Annotated in this window: 5 protein-coding genes and 1 pseudogene; 4 read left to right on the top strand and 2 right to left on the bottom strand. The window is 64.9% G+C overall.

What is annotated here, in order from left to right; all coding sequences use genetic code 11:
- A partial coding sequence (locus tag A5634_RS11925; protein ID WP_081290377.1) for an SDR family oxidoreductase occupies nucleotides 1-1,102 on the top strand: 1,102 nt, incomplete at its 5' end.
- Nucleotides 1,103-1,132: 30 nt separating this feature from the next.
- Here the strand turns inward: A5634_RS11925 and cmaA1 are convergent.
- A complete protein-coding gene (cmaA1, locus tag A5634_RS11920) occupies nucleotides 1,133-2,008 on the bottom strand; it encodes a cyclopropane mycolic acid synthase CmaA1 (RefSeq protein ID WP_065144260.1) in 876 nt (291 codons plus the stop codon).
- A 23-nt stretch (nucleotides 2,009-2,031) separates the two neighbouring features.
- Between cmaA1 and A5634_RS11915 the strand changes: the two genes are divergently transcribed.
- The 3 genes from A5634_RS11915 to A5634_RS11905 all read left to right on the top strand — a co-directional run bounded on the left by A5634_RS11915 (nucleotide 2,032) and on the right by A5634_RS11905 (nucleotide 4,018).
- On the top strand, nucleotides 2,032-2,958 hold the full coding sequence (locus A5634_RS11915; protein ID WP_065144259.1) for a nucleoside hydrolase: 927 nt from the start codon (nucleotides 2,032-2,034) through the stop codon (nucleotides 2,956-2,958).
- A gap of 110 nt (nucleotides 2,959-3,068) precedes the next feature.
- Nucleotides 3,069-3,434 (top strand): hypothetical protein, encoded by a 366-nt coding sequence (locus tag A5634_RS11910; protein WP_065144258.1) that lies wholly within the window; start codon nucleotides 3,069-3,071, stop codon nucleotides 3,432-3,434.
- A 236-nt stretch (nucleotides 3,435-3,670) separates the two neighbouring features.
- Nucleotides 3,671-4,018 carry a WhiB family transcriptional regulator gene (locus A5634_RS11905; RefSeq protein WP_065144257.1) on the top strand — a complete coding sequence of 116 codons (348 nt, stop codon included), beginning with the start codon at nucleotides 3,671-3,673 and terminating at the stop codon, nucleotides 4,016-4,018.
- Nucleotides 4,019-4,237: 219 nt separating this feature from the next.
- Here A5634_RS11905 and A5634_RS11900 read toward each other — a convergent pair.
- Nucleotides 4,238-4,870: pseudogene (locus A5634_RS11900) on the bottom strand (DNA polymerase Y family protein); the annotation flags it as partial.

The following is a 4,870-nucleotide window of genomic DNA, read 5'->3' as shown; positions in this document are numbered from 1 at the left end:
GCCCGCGCAGATTCTCGACGTGGTCGACCTGGCACCCACCTTCGTTAGTGAAGCCACGCGAAACGCCTTGCAGGGCACTGATATTGAGGTCCCCGACTTTGCCTCGTATGCGCCGAAGCTGTGGCGGTACTGGGCCGAGAATCTCGATCCCGATCGTGCCCGGCGCAACGATCCGAACGGGCCGCTGGTGGGCCGGCACGTCATCATCACCGGCGCCTCCAGCGGGATCGGTCGAGCCTCGGCGCTGGCGGTAGCCGAACGTGGTGCGACGGTGTTCGCGCTGGCCCGCAGCGGCGACGCTCTCGATGAACTGATTGCCGAGATTCGGGCCGGCGGCGGGCAGGCCTACGCCTTCACCTGCGACGTCACCGATTCCGCATCGGTGGAGGCGACTGTCAAGGACATCCTCGGACGCTTCGATCACGTCGACTACCTGGTGAACAACGCGGGAAGGTCGATCCGTCGCTCGGTGGTCAACTCCACTGACCGCTTGCACGACTACGAACGCGTGATGGCGGTCAACTACTTCGGCGCCGTGCGGATGGTGTTGGCGCTCTTGCCGCACTGGCGGGAACGCCGCTTCGGCCACGTCGTCAACGTCTCCAGCGCGGGGGTGCAGGCGCGAAATCCCAAGTACAGCTCGTATTTACCCACCAAGGCGGCGTTGGACGCGTTCGCCGATGTGGTTTCCACCGAGACGCTGTCCGACCACATCACGTTCACCAACATCCACATGCCCCTGGTGGCCACGCCGATGATCACACCGTCAAAGCGGCTCAACCCGGTGCCGGCGATCAGCCCCGAACGCGCGGCCGCGATGGTGGTGCGCGGGCTGGTCGAAAAGCCCGGGCGTATCGACACGCCGATGGGCACCCTCGCCGAAGCTGGCAACTACTTCGCTCCCCGGATTTCGCGGCGTGTGCTGCACCAGCTTTATCTCGGCTATCCCGACTCACCTGCCGCCCGGGGGTTAGCCGAACCCGTTGCCGCGCAGCCGATTTCGCGTCGACCCAAGAGTCCCGCCCGGGCTGTCACCCGGGTGGTGGGAGTCCCGCGCCCGGTCCGGCGGTTGGTACGACTGGTGCCCGGCGTGCACTGGTAGAGCCCTGCCGGGGCCCTGCCGGGGTGCAAGTCACTTCTGGCAGGTGAACTGATTGACGTCGATATAGCCGATGCGGAACATCTCGGCGCACCCGGTCAGGTACTTCATGTAGCGCTCGTAGACCTCTTCGGACTGCAGGGCAATCGCCTGGTCCCGCTTCGACTCGAGCGCGGCCGACCAGATGTCGAGGGTCTTCGCGTAATGCGGTTGCAGCGACTGAACCCGCGTGATGTCAAATCCGTTGGCAGTGGCGCGTTCCTGCACCATCGGTATCGACGGCAATCGGCCGCCCGGAAAGATCTCGGTGACAATGAATTTCACGAATCGGGCGAACTCGAAGGTCAGCGGCATACCCCGCTCCTTCATCTCCAGCGGATGCAGCCCGGTGATGGTGTGCAGCAACATGATCCCGTCAGCGGGAAGCAAGCGGTGCGCGAGGGTGAAGAACGCGTCGTAACGCTCGTGCCCGAAATGTTCGAACGCGCCGATGCTGACGATCCGGTCGATCGGCTCGTCGAACTGTTCCCAGCCTTGCAGCAGAACACGTTTGGAGCGAGGACTCTCGGACTTGGCGAGGAGCTGCTCGACGTGGTCGGCCTGGTTCTTGCTGAGGGTCAGCCCGACGACGTTGACGTCGTAGCGATCCACCGCGCGCATCATGGTGGCGCCCCACCCACAGCCGACGTCGAGCAGTGTCATGCCCGGCTGCAGTCCGAGTTTGCCTAGCGCCAGGTCGATCTTGGCGATCTGCGCCTCTTCCAGCGTCATGTCCTCGCGCTCGAAATAGGCGCAGCTGTAGGTCTGGGTGGCATCCAGGAACAGCCGGAAGAAGTCGTCGGACAGGTCGTAGTGCGCCTGCACATCGTCGAAGTGCGGCTGCATATCTTGCTCCGGGCGTTTGCGCATCCAGCCAGCGTATCGTTAGGCCGGTGAGCGTCGTGTTCGCTGACGTCGACACCGGCATAGACGACGCGCTCGCGCTGATCTACTTGTTGGCCAGCGGTGCCGATGTGGTGGGTATCGGTTCGACCGACGGAAATGTCGGAGTGGACCAGGTGTGCGCGAACAATCTCGGCTTGCTCGAGTTGTGCGGCGCCGGCGACATTCCGGTGTCGCGTGGCGCAGACCGCCCGTTGGCGGGCGAGCGTCCCCGCCGCGGAGATTTCCACGGCCGCAACGGTTTAGGCTATGCCGAACTGCCGGCCAGCTCTCGCAGAGTTACCGACTACGACTCCGCGGCGGCCTGGGTGGCCGCGGCGCGCGCCTACCCCGGTGAGCTGATCGGGCTGGCGACCGCGCCGTTGACCAACCTGGCGCTGGCGCTGCGTGCCGAACCGGCGCTGCCCGAGTTATTGCGCCGACTGGTGATCATGGGCGGAGTGTTCGACGGGCGCGGCCCGGCGGACTGGAACACCCGCGTGGATCCGCAAGCCGCGGCCGAGGTGTACGCGGCGTGGGCGGGACAATCCCGACTTCCGATCGTGTGTGGCCTGGATCTGACCCGTACGGTCGCAATGACCCCGGACATCCTGGCCAGGCTGGCCGGGCCTGGGACACCCCAACCGGTGCTGCGGTTCGTCGTCGACGCGATGCGGTTCTACTTCGAGAGCCACCGGGACCGCGGCTTCGGTTATCTGGCCTATCTACACGATCCGTTGGCAGCGGCCGTGGCGCTGGATCCACAGTTGGTCACCACCCGGGAGGCCACGGTCGACGTCGACCTGACCGGCCAGCCTGGCATGACGAGGGCGATGACGTCACCCGCCCGAAAACCCAACGCGCAGTTGGCGATCGAAGTCAATCGCGAGGAATTCATGGAACGTCTGATCATGCGGGTGTCGTCGTTCGGCCCATGAAAGGGGCCATACAGGGGTGAGTGCCGCGCGAAATCGCGCGCAAGATTTTCGCAAGCGCCCCGCCGTAGCGTCGGGCTAGGCGAAGGATCGGCGGTTGAAAAGGCAGCGAAATGAGAACACTTTTCGTCGGATTGGCAACAACCGTACTGCTGGCAGGCAACGTCGCGGCTGTGGTGGACGCGGGCGCAGCCCAGGCCAAGCCCGCCGTTCCGGCGCCGCTCAATGCCTGGCCGGGCTGTCCGGAGGACCATCCGGAGGGTCCGTGCCGCTGGTGTCCGGGGGACCCCCAACCGCAGACCGGCAATCTTCGGGTCAATCCCGTGGTGTGGGACTGGAATGTCTGCCACACCTACTACTACGTCTATTCGGGCCAGGGCAACGTCGCGCAGAACATCTGGGACGGCGAGAATCCGCCGGCGCCGCCGCCTTGGCCGGTGGGCCTGAATTTCTGCCCGATTCCGCCCTGGTGTCCATAGGCGGCAGACCGAGTACTAAGACCATCTGCCCGAAACCATACCGGCAGTATGGCACATCCGTCCCAAAAAAGTGGCGTTGAACTGTTGCGCAATTGGCCCTTCCTCCCCTAACTTATAAGCACGGTGAGATTCGGATCACGTTTGACGCGTCAACGCAACGAAGCAACGGTCACAACATGGTCTGCACCTAGGGAGGCGGTCGCGGATCGCGGCCGGATAGTTAAGGGGACTACTTCGTGTCAGGAACACGCACGGTCGGGCGGCGACCGAACCTTGTCGCGGTTAGCAATGCACCTTTGTCGCCAGACGCCGGCGAACGGGCCTGGGTATCGAGGGGTCTGTGCAGGTCTAAAGACCCAGACGAACTCTTTGTGACCGGAGCGGCGCAACGGCAGGCAGCAGCCATCTGCCGGCACTGCCCGGTGCTCCAGCAATGCGCGGCCGACGCCCTGGACAACAAGGTCGAGTTCGGCGTTTGGGGCGGCATGACCGAACGCCAGCGCAGGGCATTGCTCAAGGAAAACCCCGATGTCGTGTCGTGGTCGGCCTTCCTGGACAAGCGCAAGGCCCGCTCCGCCGGATAGCTCGCAGGCGGAGCTCCATCATTACTTTTCTGTTACAGCATTCGGATTTATGCAGGTCAGAGAGAGATCTTTGGGTCCAGCGCTTGATCGCCGTCAAAAGTGGCCTCGCTTTGGGGCCACTTTGCCCCCTGATCGGGCCCTGATCAGGCCCCTGATCAGGCCCTGTCGGGCCCCAAGCTGAGGCCGCGGCGCACATGTGGAGCACCTCAGCAGGTGAAATCACTCGTAGATCCCCTCCACATACCACTTCCGTTGCCGGTAGCAGAGCAATAACGCACGCTCCTCCTCCAGCAGCACCTGGACCCGAGCTACACGACTCACCCGTTGCCCGCGGTCGTCCCACCACCTCTCGTCGACCGGCCACGGTCCAGCCCACCAGCGCAACTGATCGTCGCGACCCTTTCCAGGAACGGCCAGCCGCGCCGGATCGGCGGAGAACATCCCCCGGCTGGTCACTCGGATCGGGTTGCCTTGAGCATCAAGCAATTCCACTGGATCGTCGAGCAACACCGACGGCGACGGGCCGGGCAGTCGGCCGGGCCACGGCAAAGCCGGGTCGGCCCGCGGCACCGGCTCGTCACCCAACGGGGTCAACGTGATGCGCTCGGCTGGCCCGCGACCGCCGGACAGCACCGGCACCTGCACAGCTTCCGGCCCCAGCAAGCCCTGAATTCGCACCAGCGCCCGTCGGGCGCGAAGTCTGTCCTCCTCACCGAGACCACCCCAGAGGGGCAACTGCAGCGCCTCGGCCGAGACCACCTCGAGGGCCTGCAGCCGTAGCAGCGTCACCGGTGCGTCCAGTGGGCGGCCGCGCGCGATGCGATGGCTCAACCAACCGTCCAGCTGCCAACG

The organism is Mycobacterium asiaticum, assembly GCF_001673365.1.
In the GTDB taxonomy this organism is placed as follows: Bacteria; Actinomycetota; Actinomycetes; order Mycobacteriales; family Mycobacteriaceae; genus Mycobacterium; species Mycobacterium asiaticum_A.
This window is presented reverse-complemented; position numbering and strand designations above follow the sequence as displayed.